At 36.7% G+C, this 2,919-nt stretch carries 2 protein-coding genes; both read left to right on the top strand.

The genetic code is table 11. The features are described 5' to 3' along the window. Nucleotides 1-364 precede the first annotated feature (364 nt). Nucleotides 365-1,651: a T9SS type A sorting domain-containing protein gene (locus ENL20_00420; protein HHE37025.1), complete on the top strand. Its 1,287-nt coding sequence runs from the start codon at nt 365-367 to the stop codon at nt 1,649-1,651. A gap of 287 nt (nt 1,652-1,938) precedes the next feature. Further along, the coding region (locus ENL20_00425) for a hypothetical protein (GenBank protein ID HHE37026.1) at nt 1,939-2,919 on the top strand (981 nt) is incomplete at its 3' end.

Genomic DNA, 2,919 nt, shown 5'->3' on the forward strand with positions numbered 1-2,919 from the left:
GATAGATGTTTAGTTCTCAAAGCAGGAGCAATGAGTTACTTTTCTCAAAGCAGGAGCAATGAGTTACTTTTCTCAAAGCAGGAGCTATGAGTTACTTTTCTCAAAGCAGGAGCAATGAGTTACTTTTCTCAAATCCAATACATTCTGTCTTATAAATAAAACACTAAACTGATTTTATTAGATTCCAATTTCTTTGATCTATACTCATATCTTCTTTTAAAATATGTAAATACAATAACTGATCTTCTCCTTTTATTTTTTGGCACGAAAATCGCAATTAGAAAAATCAAGTTTTCGAGAACATTCAATGCGTTGAATTAAAGATCAAAAAACAGGATAATTATATCCAAAAAAGGAGAAAAAGATGAAAAAATCAATGATGTTAGTTTGTTTAGTAGTTTTGGTAAGTTTGTTATTATCTGATTGGGATCCGGGTGACGGACACAAAATGCATTATCCGCAACTACCGGATCCAAATGGTTGGGATGTTGAACTTTTATGCGATTATATTTCTTTAGCCGATGATTGGCAATGCAGCGAAACTGGTCCTGTTGATGACATTCATCTCTGGATTTCATGGGAACAGGATGATGTTCAAACAATAAGTTTTGTCAGTTTAGCTATCTATTCAGATATGCCAGCACCAGGTCAATTTGGCTATAGCCAACCTGATGAATATCTTTGGGGTGAAAATTTCTTTGTAGGTGATTTCACTGTTAGAGGACCTTATTTTGGCGATCAAGGTTGGTTTGATCCGGTAGAAAATCAAGCGGTAAGACCAGATCATCAGCAATATTTTCAAATCAATATTGAAAATATTTCAAATCCATTCACACAAATTGAAGGAAACATTTACTGGTTGAATATCTGTATTAATCCTATCGGTGTCGGATGGAAATCATCTTTAGATACATGGAATGATACAGCCGTATATTGGGATAATACTTATTCCAGATGGATGCAATTAACGACACCGGAACCTTATAACGAATATCTCGATCTGGCTTTTGTTATTGGAGGAGAACCTCCCACTCCAGTTGAGCTATCCTCTTTCACTGCTTTCTATCATGACGGAACTCCAACCCTGAACTGGACAACTCAATCCGAATCCAATAATGTCGGTTGGAATGTTTATCGTTCCCATAATAGTAATTTGAATGAATCATTTCAAGTTAATTCAATCTTGATTGCAGGAGCAGGAACATCATTCGAACCAACGGAATATACTTTTATCGACGAAAATGATGTTGAAACAAATTCTACTTATTTCTATTGGATAGAAAATCGTGATGCTTCCGGAAATACAAATACACACGGACCAATATCCTTAACTATCCCAAATGGTGAAAATGAAAATCCGGATGCTCCGGATATAGAAATATACAGCATCTACAATTATCCGAATCCATTCTCTCATAACACCGAGATCGGATTTTCAATGAAAGAAGCAGGAAATCTCGAAGTTACAATCTACAATTCCAAAGGTCAAATGATAAAGAATTTATACAAAGGTCATTACGCTCAAGAGAACTTTAGAACTTCCTGGGACGGAGAAGATTCTGATGGTAGAAAGGTCTCTTCCGGAATTTATATGTATGTTATTCAAACAGATAAAAATACATATTCCGGCAAGATGATCCTCATCAAGTAGGAAAAGCATGAAGAATTCCTTGTATTATGAAGTATTGATGAAGTTCGATGAAAGAAACCTCAATACTTCAAATAAGATAAGTGAAAAGAAAACTAATTTTGGTTGAAAACGGGAGGAACAATGGATATTCTGCTTCATATAATTGAAAATATCACGATCATAATTCTGGCGATCGTTTTGATATTCCTCTCTAGAGTCTTGATCTCATCATCAAAGAAAGAAACACGCAGTAGTAAAGAGAAAAAAGCGAAAAAGAAAAATCAAATCCTGAACAAACAAAGGAGGTTATGATGAAAGTAAAAAAACTTATTCTATCGCTTCTATTCTGGGGATTTAGCATTTTAATCTTTTCCCAGGACGGATGGTTCTGGCAAAATCCTTTACCAACTGGAAATGTTAATCGCGATTCTTATTTTATCGATGAAAATTCCGGTTGGATAGTTGGAGATTTTGGACTTATTATGCACATCACAAATGGTAGTGAAGACTTTAATATCGATTATATTGGTGACGGCAGTCATCTGAAAGGTGTTTTTTTCATTGATGAAAATACCGGCTGGATTGTGGGAGATTCAGGTATGATATTCAAAACAACAAACGGAGGAAATTCCTGGATTGAACAATCATCCGGAACAGAAAACGATCTGAACAAAGTTTTCTTCCAAAACGAAAATAGTGGTTGGATCGTAGGCTGGAACGGAACTCTTTTATCAACAACAAATGGAGGAACTGATTGGGAAATCGTAGACATTCAAACAGGAGAATGTTTGTATAATATTTTTTTCATCGATGCGAATAATGGCTGGCTTGTTGGCAGTTGGGGATTTATCAGACACACAACTGATGGTGGTCAAACCTGGAATCAGCAAACATTCCAGACCTTTGAAGAATTCTTCGATGTATATTTCATCAATCCCAATGAAGGCTGGATCTCGGGGGATGGCGGTCTCGTCATTCATACAACAGACAGCGGACAGAACTGGATGCAGCAAACTATCGATGAATGGATGGATTTACGAAAACTCTCTTTCATCAGCGATACAGAAGGCTGGGTCATCGGAGGAGTTGGAAATGTTCATCATACAACAGACGGCGGAGAAACATGGACACTCCAATATATTGAAAATACAACAGGTGGAACTGTAACCGGAGATTTCATAAACCAGGATATCGGCTGGGTCATCGGCTGGGACATTTTCTATACTCTTGACGGGGGGGAAAATTGGACTAAAGCATCATCCTACTTAACTGATAACTGGTTGAACTGC

The sequence above is a fragment of the Candidatus Cloacimonadota bacterium genome (assembly GCA_011372345.1).
Classification (GTDB): Bacteria; Cloacimonadota; Cloacimonadia; order Cloacimonadales; family TCS61; genus DRTC01.

Excerpts from the sequence above, each read along its gene's own strand:
- ENL20_00420 (HHE37025.1), top strand. The coding sequence starts at position 365 with ATGAAAAAATCAATGATGTTAGTTTGTTTAGTAGTTTTGGTAAGTTTG.